Annotated in this window: 14 protein-coding genes, 2 other RNA genes, 1 pseudogene and 1 riboswitch; of the genes and pseudogenes, 11 read left to right on the top strand and 6 right to left on the bottom strand. The window is 36.3% G+C overall.

What is annotated here, in order from left to right:
* Positions 1-84: 84 nt before the first annotated feature.
* Complete coding sequence (locus tag ACEWFJ_RS16860) at positions 85-1,602, top strand: carboxypeptidase M32 (RefSeq protein ID WP_473689298.1); 1,518 nt, start codon at positions 85-87, stop codon at positions 1,600-1,602.
* A gap of 430 nt (positions 1,603-2,032) precedes the next feature.
* On the opposite strand, the gene ACEWFJ_RS16855 is transcribed toward ACEWFJ_RS16860, so the two are convergent.
* From ACEWFJ_RS16855 to ACEWFJ_RS16845, 3 genes are read right to left on the bottom strand one after another with little or no spacing between them, the layout of a single operon-like run.
* Positions 2,033-3,682: a b(o/a)3-type cytochrome-c oxidase subunit 1 gene (locus ACEWFJ_RS16855; RefSeq protein WP_473689297.1), complete on the bottom strand. Its 1,650-nt coding sequence runs from the start codon at positions 3,680-3,682 to the stop codon at positions 2,033-2,035.
* Positions 3,679-4,152: a cytochrome c oxidase subunit II gene (locus tag ACEWFJ_RS16850; RefSeq protein ID WP_098309358.1), complete on the bottom strand. Its 474-nt coding sequence runs from the start codon at positions 4,150-4,152 to the stop codon at positions 3,679-3,681. Before ACEWFJ_RS16850 ends, ACEWFJ_RS16855 begins: the two co-directional genes overlap by 4 nt.
* A gap of 30 nt (positions 4,153-4,182) precedes the next feature.
* Positions 4,183-4,329: a cytochrome c oxidase subunit 2A gene (locus ACEWFJ_RS16845; protein WP_098309357.1), complete on the bottom strand. Its 147-nt coding sequence runs from the start codon at positions 4,327-4,329 to the stop codon at positions 4,183-4,185.
* Between the two features lie 373 nt (positions 4,330-4,702).
* Positions 4,703-4,804: riboswitch (purine riboswitch) on the top strand.
* A gap of 108 nt (positions 4,805-4,912) precedes the next feature.
* Here ACEWFJ_RS16845 and ACEWFJ_RS16840 point away from each other — a divergent pair.
* Together ACEWFJ_RS16840 and pbuX are read left to right on the top strand one after the other, a co-directional pair.
* Positions 4,913-5,506 carry a xanthine phosphoribosyltransferase gene (locus ACEWFJ_RS16840; RefSeq protein WP_473689296.1) on the top strand — a complete coding sequence of 198 codons (594 nt, stop codon included), beginning with the start codon at positions 4,913-4,915 and terminating at the stop codon, positions 5,504-5,506.
* Between the two features lies 1 nt (position 5,507).
* On the top strand, positions 5,508-6,830 hold the full coding sequence (gene pbuX / locus ACEWFJ_RS16835; protein WP_473689295.1) for a xanthine permease PbuX: 1,323 nt from the start codon (positions 5,508-5,510) through the stop codon (positions 6,828-6,830).
* 14 nt (positions 6,831-6,844) lie between these two features.
* Here the strand turns inward: pbuX and ACEWFJ_RS16830 are convergent, their stop codons facing one another.
* Positions 6,845-8,011, bottom strand: a complete 1,167-nt coding sequence (locus ACEWFJ_RS16830) for a DUF418 domain-containing protein (protein ID WP_473689294.1) — start codon at positions 8,009-8,011, stop codon at positions 6,845-6,847.
* 239 nt (positions 8,012-8,250) lie between these two features.
* Here ACEWFJ_RS16830 and ACEWFJ_RS16825 point away from each other — a divergent pair, with 239 nt between their 5' ends.
* Both ACEWFJ_RS16825 and ACEWFJ_RS16820 read left to right on the top strand, forming a co-directional pair.
* Positions 8,251-8,373: a hypothetical protein gene (locus ACEWFJ_RS16825; RefSeq protein ID WP_301287880.1), complete on the top strand. Its 123-nt coding sequence runs from the start codon at positions 8,251-8,253 to the stop codon at positions 8,371-8,373.
* Positions 8,374-8,507: 134 nt separating this feature from the next.
* Positions 8,508-12,158 carry a dynamin family protein gene (locus ACEWFJ_RS16820; RefSeq protein WP_473689293.1) on the top strand — a complete coding sequence of 1,217 codons (3,651 nt, stop codon included), beginning with the start codon at positions 8,508-8,510 and terminating at the stop codon, positions 12,156-12,158.
* Between the two features lie 3 nt (positions 12,159-12,161).
* Here ACEWFJ_RS16820 and ACEWFJ_RS16815 read toward each other — a convergent pair whose 3' ends face one another.
* Complete coding sequence (locus ACEWFJ_RS16815) at positions 12,162-12,416, bottom strand: DUF3931 domain-containing protein (RefSeq protein WP_098309351.1); 255 nt, start codon at positions 12,414-12,416, stop codon at positions 12,162-12,164.
* Between the two features lie 72 nt (positions 12,417-12,488).
* On the opposite strand from ACEWFJ_RS16815, the pseudogene ACEWFJ_RS16810 reads away from it, so the two are divergent.
* The 5 genes and pseudogenes from ACEWFJ_RS16810 (at position 12,489) to ssrS (ACEWFJ_RS16790) (ending at position 14,577) form a co-directional block, all read left to right on the top strand.
* A pseudogene (locus ACEWFJ_RS16810) lies at positions 12,489-12,950 on the top strand (GNAT family N-acetyltransferase).
* An 11-nt stretch (positions 12,951-12,961) separates the two neighbouring features.
* Positions 12,962-13,234 (top strand): YpbS family protein, encoded by a 273-nt coding sequence (locus tag ACEWFJ_RS16805; RefSeq protein WP_098309349.1) that lies wholly within the window; start codon positions 12,962-12,964, stop codon positions 13,232-13,234.
* Positions 13,235-13,236: 2 nt separating this feature from the next.
* Positions 13,237-14,070 carry a sulfurtransferase gene (locus ACEWFJ_RS16800; protein ID WP_473689292.1) on the top strand — a complete coding sequence of 278 codons (834 nt, stop codon included), beginning with the start codon at positions 13,237-13,239 and terminating at the stop codon, positions 14,068-14,070.
* A 115-nt stretch (positions 14,071-14,185) separates the two neighbouring features.
* Positions 14,186-14,370: non-coding RNA, 6S RNA (ssrS, locus tag ACEWFJ_RS16795), on the top strand.
* Between the two features lie 22 nt (positions 14,371-14,392).
* Positions 14,393-14,577: non-coding RNA, 6S RNA (gene ssrS, locus ACEWFJ_RS16790), on the top strand.
* Between the two features lie 206 nt (positions 14,578-14,783).
* Here the strand turns inward: ssrS (ACEWFJ_RS16790) and ACEWFJ_RS16785 are convergent.
* A complete protein-coding gene (locus ACEWFJ_RS16785; protein ID WP_473689291.1) occupies positions 14,784-15,233 on the bottom strand; it encodes a hypothetical protein in 450 nt (149 codons plus the stop codon).
* An 82-nt stretch (positions 15,234-15,315) separates the two neighbouring features.
* Here ACEWFJ_RS16785 and ACEWFJ_RS16780 point away from each other — a divergent pair, with 82 nt between their 5' ends.
* Positions 15,316-15,624: a hypothetical protein gene (locus ACEWFJ_RS16780; protein WP_473689290.1), complete on the top strand. Its 309-nt coding sequence runs from the start codon at positions 15,316-15,318 to the stop codon at positions 15,622-15,624.

Below are 15,624 nucleotides of genomic sequence, written 5' to 3'. Positions count from 1 at the left end.
CGTATGCCAAGCTTATTTATATATAAGAGGAATTTGCGTATTTGTGTTGAATTAAAGTGAAGTAGGAAAAGGAGGGTCTTGAATATGACGTCAGTTACATATGAAATTGAAAAAGAGTTTCTAGCTTTTATAAAGAAAATGATGAATTATGAGGAAGCGCTGAACCTTATATTTTGGGATTTACGCACAGGTGCGCCCAAAAACGGTGTAGATCAACGTTCTGAAGTAATTGGTATGCTTTCGGCAGAAGTGTTCGATATGTCAACTTCTAAAGAGATGGAGGCCTATTTAATAGGGTTTGAAGAGTTAATTGCAGAAGGAAAACTTTCAGATGTGACAAGAAAAACTGTAGAAGAGTGCCGAAAAGAATATGATCGAAATAAGAAAATTCCAAAGAATGAATATGAAGAATTTGTAAAAATACAGGCAAAAGCAGAAAGCGTGTGGGAAGAAGCACGCGAAAAATCTGATTTTGAGATGTTTCGTCCATACTTAGAAAAAATTGTTGAATTTAAAAAGAAGTTTATTACATATTGGGGTTATGAAACATACAAGTATAATACATTATTAGATATGTACGAACCTGGTGTAACAGTAGAAGTATTAGACCGCGTATTTGGACAATTACGCGAGCGCATTGTTCCGCTTGTTGGAGAAATTGCTAACGCAAATAAAACGTTGCAAACGGAAGCTTTAAGTAAACATTTTTCCAAAGAGCAGCAAAAACAATTTAGCTTACAACTATTAAAGCAATTGGACTATAATTTTGATGCAGGACGCTTAGACGAAACAGTACACCCATTTGCAATTACATTAAATCGTGGTGATGTCCGCATTACAACACGCTATGATGAAAATGATTTCCGTATGGCAGTATTTGGAACAGTTCATGAATGCGGTCATGCAGTGTATGAGCAAAATATTTCAAAAGAGTTAGAAGGTACACCGCTCTGTGATGGCACATCTATGGGTATTCATGAATCACAATCTTTATTCTTTGAGAACTTTATTGGTCGCAATAAGTCGTTCTGGAAAAAGAATTATGATCTATTAAAACAATATACAGACGGTCAATTTAATAGTTTATCTGTAGATGAATTTTACGATGCAATTAATGAATCGAAACCATCTTTCATTCGTATCGAAGCGGATGAATTAACGTACCCACTTCATGTGATGGTTCGTTATGAAATTGAAAAAGAATTATTTGATGGAACATTAGAAGTAAAAGACTTACCATCTGTTTGGAACGAAAAAATGGAGAACTACCTAGGAATCCGTCCGGAAAATGACGCACAAGGTGTACTGCAAGATGTACACTGGGCTGGTGGAGATTTCGGATACTTCCCATCATATGCGCTTGGTTACATGTACGCAGCTCAGTTCAAGCATAAGATGCTAGAAGATATTCCAAATTTTGATGAACTATTAGAAGAAGGAAATGTTGCACCAATTCGTGAATGGTTAACAAATAATATTCACCAATATGGAAAAATGAAAAAGCCTTTAGAAATTTTGCAAGATGTAACGGGTGAAGGATTAAATGCGAACTATTTAGCGGATTATTTGGAAGGAAAATATAAAGGAATTTACGAATTATAAGAGAGAAAACGAGCTATTTATTGTAGCTCGTTTTCTTTTTAGAGTTGATCGGGATTGGAAATATTATTTTTAAAGCAATCGTTAGCCGTAGATTTTAAAGAAAATATAGTTTCCTCGATATTATGAGGGAAATCTTCAAGTTTTCCCTCTATTTCAATTGTATCTTTGCTTAAATCAATAGAGAGTGTCAGTATAATTTCACATCAATAATATCTATAATAAATAGTTTATTTACTAGGTCGATATCGATAAATTTGTATTGATATGTAAGTTTCAATTTGGAATAACTTGTATACTTATTTCTCATTGGACTTCCACCAAACACGTATATTATAGAGTACATTCGCAGCAAATAATGAGAATTCCTTCACCGTGTACTATTATTGAATGAAAAAGCAGAGGAGCTAAAAAAGCACCTCTGCTTGCTATATTACCAGAATTTAAAACCTTTCGAACCTGGCGGCGCATTTTGAATCATATCCATAAATGGAATGGTATATGCGAATAAAATAAGTAGTGCTGTAATTCCAAGCCATAGTTTCCAATTTTCAAAGACAATTGGTGGTTGATCAGACGCATCAGATACTTCTCCAACCGGAAATTCAGTGTGCCCTTTTGGTGCAAAGAAAGCAAGATCTAAAAAGATAATGATTGCTAATATAATGCCGACAAATAAGATTGTTCCTCCGACTGCTTGTGCAATCTGATACGGTATCCACTCAATAGCTTGCGGTGCATTTCCATATGTGGAAAAAGAAGAGCGGCGCGGAGCTCCTAATAGTCCAGCAAAGTGCATCCCAGCAGACATGAAGAACATTCCAAGTGCCCATACACAAGTTTGAATCATCGCAAGGCGATTCATTTCTTTTGTCATAACACGTCCTGTTAAGTGGGGGATAAGCCAATAGCCAATGCCGAAAAATGTTAGTACAACAGATGTGGCTAATGTTAAGTGAAAGTGTCCTGTTATCCAGATTGTATTATGGACAACTTGATTTAATTGATGGCTTGCATTTACAAGTCCTCCTGCTCCGGCTGGAATGAACATAAGCATTCCAACGAACGGTGCAAAGAATCTAGCATCCGCCCATGGAAGCATACGCAGCCAGCCAAATAGTCCAGTTGCTCCTTTTGAGCGGCCGTATTGCTCAAATGATGCAAATAGAGAGAATGCTGTCATTAATGATGGGATGATAACCATGAACGTTAAGGTTACCTGTAAAAATTTCCATCCAGGATCAATACCTGGTTCTGTTAATTGATGGTGAAATCCAACCGGCACGGAAAATAATAAGAATAAAATAAATGATAAACGAGCGAGAGAATCACTAAAAATTTTTCCGCCAATAATCTTTGGAATAATGACATACCATGCCATGTAGGCAGGGAGAAGCCAGAAATATACGAGTGGATGACCGAAGTACCAAAATAATGTTCGGCTAACAAGAACATCAATTTTATCAACGATGCCTAAGCTCCAAGGAATAAATTGTACGAGTACTGTTGCAGCGACGCCAAGAGTGGCAACGAGCCAAAGTAGCATTGTAATAACAGCCATGAAGCTAAGTAATGGACCAGCTTTTCCTTTATTTTGCTTTTTCCATGTGCGATAATGAGCAAACATTGCAAAGCCGCTAAACCAACTGCCGACAACAACGAGGGTAAGACCGATGTAAAATCCAGGGTGAGCTTTTAACGGAGCATAAAATGTATAGAGAACAGTAGCTTTATTTAATAGTATAAAAATAGCAGTGATGGTTGTTCCAATCGTCATAAGCCAAAAACCAATCCAGCCTGTTGTTCGTACTCCTTTTGAAAGAGTCCCAGCAGTTTTGCTCATACAGGCAAACAAAAAGCCGATAATAAAAAATGTTGTTAATACGAGGCCAAGTAACACGCCATGTGTTGTTAGTACTTGATAATAACCAATTCCAGCTGGAAGATTAAATTTTCCGGATCGGACAAGTACTTGCAGTAGCCCACATAATCCTCCTAAGAATAGAGCGATAAATGCAACATGTATATGAGCCATCGCAAGTTTGGCATCTTTTTTGTATATTTTATCCTGAACATGTATCATTTGTCAGTCACCTCTACTTTCGCGCTCATCATATGATGGCCTGTCCCGCAATATTCATTACATACGATTAAATACTCACCAGCCTTTTGAAACACTTGAGAAGCTGTGCTCACATAGCCGGGCTCAACCATCATATTCACATTTGTCCCTGCAATTTCAAAGCCATGTACAACATCTTTCGTTGCGACAACAAAGTCAACTTTGGCTCCTTTTGGTACCTTAATGACATTTGGTGTAAAGGAAAATGCTTGTGAGACAATTGTTACTTGATAATGATCTTTACCAACTTGTTTTACACCAGGATGATCAAAGGGAGCAGTCGCATTTACTTTTTCTGGGTCGATTGTCGTTAAGCAGCTAGGCGGCTGGTTTCCCATATAAAACGCGCTTACTCCAATTATAGCTAAAAATACAAATAATGAACCGATACCGAAAATGAGCCAAATTTTTTCGTACTTATGCAAGTGCATATCCCATCTCCCCTTTGTTTACCAATAACATTACAATCGATTTAAAAAAATTTGGTATACACTAAACCATGTGAAGATTAAAAAGAAGCCGAGCAAAAAAACAGAAATTAATGTTCCTTTTAGTGAACTTTTCTTTTGTTGTTTGTTTTCGACTGGCTGTAGTTTACGTTCTCCCATTTTTCTCCCTCCCCGAGAAAGTGAATCTTACATTTTTATCATACGAAATATTTTGATAATTTCTACATTGTCAGCGGTGCTTTCAAAAAGTGTTCATTGATACAATTAAAACTATGCTTATGATGAAAAGTTGATAAATCGTGATGTATTACAGATTTTGTAATGAGGAATTGTGAAAAAAATGTGAAGTAGATGGTTCGTTCACAATGCTAGCAACCTAAGTAGTTTTGGAGTTCTTAAAAAATAGGTATGATTTCAAAATGAAAGAGGTTTCAAAAAGTCGAACGAAAATTGTATATTTTTTAAATTTGTACGTGTTTTTTCGTAAAAAGCTTTTCAAAGTAAAAAAAGTGCGTTATAATCCTTTTATTAAATTAAATAAGTTAGCAACACTCATATAATCGCAGGGATATGGCCTGCAAGTTTCTACCGAAGTACCGTAAATGCTTCGACTATGAGTGAGGACGAATATATTGCTATAGTTGCATTCTTTTTTTGCAAAGCTCCAAAAGCACGTCCCTCACTTGTATTGGGTGAAGGCTGCTTTTGGAGTTTTTTATTTGCATAAGAGGGGGAACAAACCATGAAATTATTACAAGAGAAAATTATGCGAGAAGGAAAAGTATTGTCAGATGATGTGTTAAAAGTGGATGCATTTTTAAATCATCAAATTGATCCAGTGCTTATGCAAGAAATCGGAAAAGAATTTGCAAAGCGTTTTAAAGACGAGAAAATTACAAAAATCGTGACGATTGAGTCTTCAGGAATCGCTCCAGCTGTAATGGCTGCATTAGAATTTGGTGTAACAGTTGTTTTTGCAAGAAAACGTAAATCGTTAACGTTACAAGATAATATGTATATTGCAAAAGTATATTCCTATACAAAACAAGAAACGAACGAAATCTCTATATCGAAACAATATATACATGAAGACGACCGCGTCCTTATTATTGATGACTTTTTAGCGAACGGTCAGGCAGCACTTGGTTTAATGAACTTAGTACAGCAAGCAGGAGCAACAGTGGCGGGTATCGGAATCGTGATTGAAAAAGCATTTCAAGATGGAGGAAGTAAATTACGTGAGAGCGGCGTTCACGTAGAATCGTTGGCAGAAATCGCATCGCTTGATAATGGTACAGTTCGTTTTGTCGAACATGCGGCAGCGGAGGTGAAGTAAGATGAAGCAACACCCTCTTAAGATTGCATCTCTCGGTATTCAACATATGTTGGCAATGTATGCCGGGGCAGTTATCGTTCCGCTCATTGTTGGAGGCGGACTTGGATTAAATCAGCGTGAACTTACGTATTTAGTGTCAATTGACTTATTAATGTGCGGTATTGCAACAATTTTACAAGCATTAACGAATCGTTTCTTCGGTATTGGACTTCCAGTAGTGTTAGGTTGCACTTTTACAGCAGTTGGACCGATGATTGCTATTGGTAAGCAATATGGAGTATCCGCTGTGTATGGTTCTATTATTGCAGCAGGACTATTTGTTGTTTTATTTTCTAGTGTGTTTGGAAAGCTTGTAAAACTGTTTCCACCAGTTGTTACTGGATCAGTTGTAACAGTTATTGGAGTTACATTAGTTCCAGTCGCGATTAATGACATGGCTGGTGGTGTAGGAAGCAAAGATTTTGGTAGTTTACCCAATTTAGCATTAGCATTCGGAGTATTGTTATTTATCATCATCATGTACCGTTTTTTTGATGGTTTCATTCGCTCTATTTCTATCTTATTAGGATTATTATTTGGTACAGCAATTGCAGCATTAATGGGGAAGGTAAGTTTACAAGCTGTATCGGAAGCTGATTGGTTTCATGGTGTACAGCCATTTTACTTCGGTACACCAACATTCGAATTAACACCTATCATTACAATGATTCTAGTTGCTTGTGTAGGAATTGTCGAAGCAACAGGAGTTTATTTTGCACTATCGGATATTTGTAACAAAAAAATTGGTGAAAAAGAATTGGCAAAAGGATATCGTGCAGAAGGTATTGCAATGATGTTAGGTGGCATTTTTAACGCATTTCCGTATACGACATATTCACAAAATGTAGGTCTTGTTCAACTGACAGGTGTGCGCAATCGTGTTGTCATTTACACATGCGGCGGTATGCTAATTGTACTTGGATTTATTCCAAAGATTGCCGCGCTAACAACGATTATTCCAACGCCGGTGCTTGGCGGTGCAATGCTTGCTATGTTCGGAATGGTTATGGCATATGGTATTAAAATGTTAAGCGCTGTTAACTTTGCAAAACAGGAAAACTTATTAATTGTTGCGTGCTCTGTTGGAATTGGTCTTGGTGTAACAGTTGTGCCAACACTATTCTCGCAGCTTCCAGAGAGCGTTCGTATTTTAACAGATAACGGAATTGTATTAGGAAGTGCATCAGCAGTACTTTTAAATATTGTGTTTAATATGATTCCGCAAAAACAAACGAAAGTAAAAGAAGAGCAAGTTGCAATGCAAAGTGCTGTTTCTAAAGCGTAAAACAAAGCAGTATCTCACGATGAGATACTGCTTTGTTTTTTCATCGGCATGTTTTTTCCATAGGTACCAAGACGCCAAATATATTCAAGTGGTCCATACTGATAACGAGATAGCCACCAGCGGCTAACAAAAATTTGAATAATGTAGAAGCCGATACAGAAGAGTGTGCCGCCCCATAGTGGGAATACGATATTTGCTTGAAATAATAAACCGAATACCAATAAAGTTACAATAGTTTGTGAAATATAATTTGTTAATGCCATGCGACCAACATATTGAAAGGGTCGGAATACTTTTTGCCATTTTGCATGCTGCAAGAGACGCATAAGTGTAAAAATATAAAAAATGAATAGTGTCTTTCCGCTTAGCGTAATAAGGGCAATCATTGAAAATGGTACGTATAGATCGTTCATAGCAAAGTAGGTAACAATAATCCCCCATGTTGGCAAAGTAGCGAAGAAGGTAATGATTTGCCATTTCTTTAGCTTTGGATCTATCTCGTTTACGCGGCGAAACATTTCTTTTTTTCCCGCGTATAGACCGAGTAAAAAGAGACCGACTGTTTCTGGTAGCATGATAAGAGAAGCACTAATTTCTTCTGAGTAAAAAGCAGTAAAGCGATCTTGAACTTGAAAGCCCCAATTTAACAAGGGAATGACAGGATCAGAAAAAGCGTCAAGTGTCTCAGGGGGAGTGAACAGAATTGCTAAATTCATAAGCAACACAAGAAGTTCCCAAATACTTAATAAAATAAGAGACCAGATTAATAAAGTTTTTGGTTTTCTTTTATAAAAGAAAAGTAGTACGAAGCCAGCTATTGCATAACTATGTAAAATGTCACCATACCAAAGTAGTACATAATGTAAAAATCCGAATAAGAATAAAATAAGGAGTCTCCGTATAAATAATAATTTTGGATGAGGTGTCTTTTCTTCTGCGCGCTTCATAAAAATATAAAAACCAAGACCAAACAAAAAGGAAAAAATTGTGTAAAATTTTGTTTGAACAAACAGATCATAAAATAATCGAATGTAACGATCAAATCCTTCGTAAACAGTTGTTAAATCTCGAGAGTCGACTCCAGCTAATATAGGCCAATTTACAAGGAAAATACCAAAGATGGCAATCCCTCGTATAATATCAATAGAATGAATTCTTTCGTTTTGTGAAATGTTGTTCATATTTCATCTCCTTATCGATATTTCTTTAAGTATATTACAGAATATGAATTGCAAGGTATATATATTTCCAAAATTTTTCAACTGTTAACAATTCGCCTGTGGGTTATAATAAAAATGCACAACAATCCTACTACTCCTTTAGAACAGGCAGTATGAAAGCTCCTTTATTTGAAAAGGAGCTTTTATTTTTAAAATATATATTGATAATCATTCTCTCTAATGGTACAATGTGTTTAAAATTGATAATCATTATCAAGAAAGTTAGGTGTGATTGTATGGTATATGCATTTTTAGCAGGAACAGTTGTTTTATATGCAGTTGTAACAAAACATGTGTTAAATCGAGTAGGAGCAACTAAATAATGAACTATATTACATAGAAATCCCTTTCGTTTTCAAAAAGAATGAAAGGGATTTTTTATTTTTTTACTGTGAAGATGCTGAAAATTTAGTAATATAATAGGTGGATACATCTTGGAACAAAGGGGCATGAGGGGATGACAAAAACAGTGCAAACAAACAGTTTACAAAAGCTTGTTTGTTTTTATGAAGAGTGGCAGAAAAAAGGTGATATGGAACATAGTGAAAAGTTGCTTGAAGTTATACAGAAATATAAAGAAGAGCAGCTTATGATTGCATTTTGTGGACATTTCTCTGCTGGAAAATCAACAATGATGAACTATTTATATAAAGATCAATTGTTGCCAACAAGTCCGATTCCAACGAGTGCGAATGTGGTAAAGATAGAAAAAGGACATGCTCGCGTCGTTGTTACATTAAAATCAGGACAGAAATACGAGTATGACGGTATGTATACAGCAGAAGAATTAAAACAGCTTTGTAAAAATGGCGATGAAGTGATTGGAATCCATATTTATCGGAGCGATGCACCGCTCCCAGAAGGCGTTGTTCTTGTTGATACGCCTGGTATTGATTCAACTGATGATGCACATCAACTTGCGACTGAATCTACGCTGCATCTTGCCGACATTATTTTTTATATGATGGATTATAATCATGTGCAATCGGAAGTGAATTTACAGTTTGTCAAAGAATTAAAGCAACGTAATAAAACGGTTTATCTTGTTGTGAACCAGATTGATAAGCATAAAGAACATGAATTGTCTTTTTCTGCGTATCAGCAAAGTGTAATGCAGTCATTTGCAAATTGGAATGTTGACGTTGATGGTATATTTTATACGTCTTTACGATTGCAACAACATTCGTACAATGAATTGGAAAAGCTAGAGGATCTGCTTGTTTCTATTATGAAAGAACGCGGTTCTTATGTAAAAGGTGGAATGGAAAAGGAAGTTTCTTATTTACAACAAGAACATCTTTCTTATTTGTTAACACAGTATGAGAAACAGCTGGAGCCGTTTCGTGAAGAATTGGCATCGCTATTATCGTATGAAGAAGTTACGTCGATTTTAGAAGAACTTGCTGAAAAAGAAAAAGAATTTTATGCAAAAGAAGATGAAGTAAAAAATAGATTTATCATAGGACTGCATAATATATTAGATAATGCATATTTAATGCCATTTGAAATGCGTGATTTAGCAAATCAATACTTAGAAACAAAATTGACGAAATTTAAAGTTGGTTTATTATTTGCAAAGGCGAAAACTGATCAAGAAAAACAGCGTCGTTTACAAGCGTTTTATGAGTCCCTGCAAAAGACGGTAGAAGCACAATTAGACTTTCATGTAAAAGAATATATTGTTTCTTTTACAAAACAAGAAGAGATATTTACAGAAGAATTAGGAAAAGCAGTATACGATTTGAATATTTCCTTTGGATCGTCGCTTTTAGAGGAAATAATTAAGCAAGGAGCAGGGTTTACAGGAGATTATTTATTACATTATACAGCAGATGTTGCAAATGAATTAAAGAAACGATATTACAATGCGGCACAATCTATATTTGCGAAAGCTTTACCGATATTACAAGAAAGAGGAAAAGCTGAGCTGCTAAGCATTGATAAAGAACGAAAGCAATACGAAGCGGTGCAACATGCGAATGACATGAAACGTCAATATATGGAACAGTACGATCAGTATGAAACATATTTGCATGATGTATGGAACGATTGTGTTTCTGTGCCTGAAACGATGGAAATAGAAGATATTTTACAACGAACACAACGAGTGACAAATGCTAAATTTCAATTGCAAGAACAAGAAGCTGTATCTACGTATACGGAAAATCAAGTTGCAAGCACAGGAAATGTTAATATTCAGCGCGTATTAGAACATGTAAAGGAAACAGAATTTGTTCTAAAACAGCTTCCGGCTTTGACGCACGTATACGACGAAATTGTTGAAAAGAGAACACGCATTGAAACGAAACAATTTACAGTGGCATTATTTGGAGCATTTAGTGCAGGGAAATCGTCCTTTGCCAATGCCTTATTAGGAGAAAAAGTATTACCAGTATCACCGAATCCTACAACAGCAACTATTAATCAAATTTTGCCGGTAACAGATGAGAAGCCGCATGGTACGGTAGTGGTACAGTTCAAATCGGAAACGGCGCTCTTTGAGGACTTAAAGGCTGTTTATAAGTTATTTCACCGTGATATTACATCTTTGGAAGAAGCACTCTTACAAATTGATGATGTACTACAATATCCAGCGCCAAGTGGCAGACAAAAAACAACGTTTAGTTTTTTACGAGCGGTGCAGCATGGGTATGCGGAAGTAGGGCATCGTTTAGGAGAGCAATCTCGCGTAACATTAGCTGAATTTGCTGATTATGTGGCCAATGAAGAAAAGTCATGCTTTGTAGAATATATGGAGCTTTATTATGATTGTGAATTAACGAGACAAGGCATTGCACTTGTTGATACGCCGGGAGCAGACTCTGTTAACGCACGCCATACAGACGTAGCATTCCAATATATAAAAAATGCAGACGCAATTTTATTTGTAACGTATTATAATCACGTGTTTTCACGAGCAGATCGAGAATTTTTAATTCAGCTTGGACGTGTAAAAGATACGTTTGCACTTGATAAAATGTTCTTCTTAATTAATGCTGCGGATTTAGCACAGTCAGAAGAGGAATTACACACAGTAAAAGGGTATATTAGTGATCAATTGTTGCAGTACGGGATTCGGAATCCACGTCTGTTTGCGATTTCTAGCTTATTTGCATTAGAAGAAAAACAAGGAAAAGATATTTCAAAAGAAACGTATGGTATTTTAAAACATTCTGGTCTTGCACCGTTTGAACAAGCGTTCACTTCGTTTATCATGAGAGATTTAATGCTTGTATCGGTTCATTCTTTAAATGGAGCACTTCAAAACGGTTATAAACTTCTTACAAATATGATTGAAAGTGCAACACAAGGAAATGAAGAAAAAGAACAAAAACGAAAAAAATATGAAGCGGAACGTGAAGAACTGCTTCATATGATCTCTTCGCATAGTGTTGTAACAGAAGAAATGGCATTGGAAAATGAAGTGAAAGAGCTTCTATATTATGTAAAACAGCGCTTATTTTTACGATACAATGATGTGTTTACAGAATTTATTAATCCAGCTTCTTTACGAACACAAGGGAATGTGAAAGAAAAATTACAAGAGTGCATGATGGAGTTAATTGCCTTCTTACAACATGATTTATTGCAAGAAATGCGTGCAACGTCGCTGCGTCTTGAAAAATGGATGAATGAAACGATGAAACATGTGCAAGAAGAAGTAACGGTGCAATGTGCTACAAAGAATGAACAGCTCGTCATCCGTACAGATACAACATATGACTATCGCGTTCTTATGCATGAAAATCCATTTCCAAATATGGAAGCAAAACAATTTAAAAAAGCATTATCCCATTTTAAAAGTGAGAAAAGCTTCTTTGAAAAAAATGATAAAGCATTGATGCAAGAAGAAATGAAGCAAACGTTAGAACCATTTGTGGCAGATTACGTAATGGAAGAACAGCACCTATTTGTTAATCACTATAAACAAGAATGGCTTCATGGATGGCAACTTGTGAAAACAGTCATGATGCAAGACGCAGCGCAATACTATGAAAGTTTATTATTTGCGTTATTGGAAACAATTGATGTTTCTGCATACGAAAAGAGAAAAGAAGAATTGGAAAAACAATTAATGAAAATAAAACATGAAGTAGAAGTTCTATAAGTATTAAGAGAAAAAGATACGTTCAATGCGTTTTTGTAGAACAGCATCTAATGATTTTACAAATCCTGCAAATTCATCTGAGGAAACCATATGAGTTAAGACGAGACGTTTTCCATCTGGCGTTTCGCCGCATAAGACGAAAGAAGTGAATTCATATGGTTTTCCTTCTATCACTAACTTTGGATAGGAGTACGTGCCATTTTTCTTTTTCTTCTCATCAATGGAGATTATATTGCACTTCTTTTCATTGTTGTCCATAGTGATGACCTCCTTTGTATTACTTATGGAAGACAAGGGGTATTTAGAACAGGTGGAGATGAGAGAATTTTTATGGAACAATTAATTGTTGAGCGTATTTCTGAAGATAAGGCACCGATATCATTATTATTACTTGCTGATCCGAGCGAAAGGCAGTTACAGTCATATCTTCAACGAGGAATGATTTACGTTGCTAAACGTGATGAACATGTGATAGGGTCATACATATTATAGGAAACACGCCCTAATACGATGGAGATTATGAATATTGCAGTTTGTGAACAAGAACAGGATAAAGGCATCGGGAAGCAGTTATTACAGCATGCGATTACAACTGCAAAAGAACACGGCATGCGGAATCTTGAAATAGGGACAGGTAATTCGAGCGTTTCGCAGCTTACTTTATATCAAAAATGTGGATTTCGTATTTTTTCTATTGATTTTGATTACTTTTCGAAGCATTATGAAGAAGAGATTATAGAAAATGGCATTGTATACCGGGATATGATTCGGCTTACGATGGACTTATACTAGGGGAAGCGAACATGGAAGTACATGCAGCAATTACAGCACATTCTCGTAAACAAAATGAAGTGGTGAAAGCATTTCTACAATTAGAGGCGCAACGTGAAGCAGCAATTGAAGCAGCAGTATCACTTGCATCAAATGGGAAACCTTTCTCTGTTGATGTAATTAATATGGTAACAAAACAAATTAATGGGCTTGCAAAAAACGGTATTGCACCGCAACGTAAGATTGTGACAGAAGAAATGGTGATGGAGTACGTAGAACGTTTACAAGAGAAAGAAGGTCGTTAAGTATGATCGTTACAGTCGAATGGTTACATGAACATATACAAGATGAGCATGTTCGTATTATCGATTGTCGTTTTGACTTAGCAAATCCGAATTGGGGAAGAGAGCAATATAATGAGGCACATATTTCAGGTGCACTCTATTTTGATTTAGATAAAGATTTATCAAGTCCGGTTACACAACATGGCGGACGTCACCCGCTTCCAAATATAGAAGCGTTTGTACAAAAACTTTCACAAGCTGGGATTGATGAACATACAACAGTTGTGGCATATGATAGTCAAGGAGGAGCAATGGCCTCTCGTCTCTGGTGGCTCTTAACGTACCTTGGACATGACAAAGTATATGTGTTAAATGGTGGCTTCCCAGAATGGAAGGAGCAAAAGGTCGAAGTAACGAATGATATACCAGTTTTTGCACCTAAGACGTTTGTTCCAACTCTACAGCATGATATTGTCGTAACAATGGAAGAATTAGAAGAGAAAATTAATAAACAAGCAAATATAACACTTATTGATTCGCGAGAACCAAAGCGCTACGCAGGATTAGAAGAACCGGTTGATAAAGTGGCCGGTCACATTCCAACTGCGCAAAATTATTTTTGGAAAGACGGCGTAACTGATTTTGGTGCTTTTAAGGGACAGGACGCACAAGAAGAGCGTTTTATCGATCTTGATAAAAAGAAAGAAACAATTGTATATTGCGGATCAGGTGTAACGGCATGCCCGAACGTATTAGCGTTAAAAATGGCTGGTTTTACAAATGTAAAATTATATGCGGGCAGCTGGAGTGATTGGATTTCTTATCCTGAAAATCCAATTGCGAAAGAAAAACAGTAGCCTATTGCACCTCAAAAAGTTTTGTATTACAATAGGATCACAAGCAAGAAATACTTTAATAACAATATATTTTACACATTGCGAACAATGTGATAAGATAACGACAAATAAATAAAACATCCTGCGGTGTGCGTAACTTATTTATGTCTAAAACCGATGTTAGTTTTACGGAAGTTCGATATTTAGAGGCCAACATCAAGCCTTTCTTTGAGAAGGAAGATGAACGGTAACTGTGAGAACATCCACCTGCGAGTAGCGGGTTTTTGGACATTTACGAGGGACGGCACGTGCGGGGGTTCTATTTATCCTTATGATTAATAATAAATGCCTACGATGTACGTAGCTTGTGTATGTCTTAAACCAATGAGAGTAATACGGAAGTTCAATATTTAAATGTAGCCATCATGCCATCTTTTTAAGAAGGAAGATGAAAGCATTTTTGAGAGCATCCACCTGCGAGAGCGGGTTTATGGACATCTAGAAGAGAACGGCATATGTGGGACTATATAAAAAACTTACGTTTTATACGTAAGTTTTTTTGTTTTGAGAAGCCTTTTTGTCAGCACGCTGGAAATCATTTAAGTTTCGTTGTGTGGAAACAATAAAAAATATTAGAAATAAAATGAAACTCCTACTGATGAGAGCTTTACTTTATCATATCTGGCGATTCATCCCCCACCTCAAGCGCGAAGCGGTAGGTGGGGAGTGCAATGTTATCTGCATTCACCTGTAAATTCTCCATAATAAACATAGCACTTTCGGTCTTCATCAATCTCTCTTGAGTCTAAGGTGAATTCTATCAATATTCCATCCTTTTGAACGTACAAAATATCTGAATGGAGATACGTTAAGATTTCCTCATGATTCCATACATCTTTACTTTCTATCAAAATCGAATTTGCTCCTTGTAGTTCTCTAATCTCAAAACCTATATGGGAATATGTGGGTTCTGAAGAATCATCGAAGAACTTTTCTTTTTTGACATATAATACTGCTGTTCCGTCAGGGTCCATCGCGGTCGCTGTTACGACATACGTATCCCCTTCTTTAATGAAATACTCACAAGTCATTCTTGCGATGGTTTCAGAGATAGGAATATCCACATAGTTCCATAAGGCAGGATATTGTTTAGCTTCATCATTGAGTCGATATTCTAACTGCAATCGTAATCCCTCTTCCTTTTTCTTCTAATTTATCATGAATTCTTTTATAATAAAAATATAATATATAAAGGGACGTGGGAAGGTGACAAAAACCAAATGGTTAGTAACAGGTATTCTTACTTCTTTAATGGCGGGCACTTTATCTGGCTGTAAAGATCTTCCTCCAAAGCCAAATGATAAGAGCTGTTCCGATTGGGATTGGGATGATGAACTTGGCGTGTGGCGATGTGATGACAATCATTCAAGTCATCATGGGCATTATTATTACGGTGGTAAATATTATCAAAATAAATCAACTTTCAAAAATTCATCTGAATTTAAGTCCTATCAAGCTTCGTCTAATTTTAAAGGAGGAATTGGAAGCGGTTCAAAGGGCGGATTCGGAGGTTAA

The organism is Bacillus sp. EA-CB0995 (genome assembly GCF_055814245.1).
The sequence above is the reverse complement of the archived record's forward strand: the minus strand, read 5'-3'. Positions and strand labels throughout refer to the sequence as shown.